This window comes from Neisseria sp. P0021.S007 (assembly GCF_051956855.1).
Genome location: NZ_JBQCXA010000512.1, coordinates 1 through 699, shown reverse-complemented (window position 1 = coordinate 699; position 699 = coordinate 1). Strand labels below are relative to the sequence as shown.

General features: G+C 52.4%; 1 protein-coding gene. It reads left to right on the top strand.

What is annotated here, in order from left to right; all coding sequences use genetic code 11:
• Positions 1-699, top strand: a 699-nt coding sequence (locus ACTHUR_RS14315; RefSeq protein WP_440399228.1) for a 4Fe-4S dicluster domain-containing protein, incomplete at both ends; no start/stop codon positions are given.

Here is a 699-nt window from a genome sequence, read left to right as displayed (position 1 = left end):
GTCGCCGTTTGAAGAGTTCCAACGTTTCAAAACCCATCCTGAAATCCGCAAAACCTTCGAAGGCGGTCGCCGTATCGCTTATGGTGCGCGTTCGCTGATTGAAGGCGGTTTGCAAAGCCTGCCGAAACTCTCGTTCAGAGGCGGCGTTTTGGTCGGCGATGCCGCAGGTTTCCTGAATATGCCGCGCATCAAAGGCATCCATACGGCCATGAAATCCGCCATGCTTGCCGCAGAAGCCGTGTTCCCTTTGTTGGAAAACCTCGAAGAAGTGGAGGGTTTCGACAGCGGCAAAGAGGCGGCGGATTATCAGCAACGGTTTGAACAAAGCTGGCTGTATCAAGAGCTTTACGCCGCACGCAATGTCCGTCCGTCATTCAAATGGGGCGTTTACCTCGGCTCAATCTATACCGGCATCGACCAAATGATTTTTAGAGGCAAAGCCCCGTGGACCTTGAAACATCACGGCAAAGACAACGAGCAGCTCAAAAAAGCCGCCGAATGCAAGCCGATTGATTATCCGAAACCCGACGGAGTTTTGACCTTCGACCGTTTGAGCAGCGTCTTCCTTGCCAACCTTGCGCACGAAGAAAATCAGCCCGACCATTTGGTGCTGAAAAATCCGCAGGTCATGATAGACGTAAACTACAAAGAATACGCCTCGCCCGAAACCCGCTATTGTCCGGCCGGCGTATATGAAAT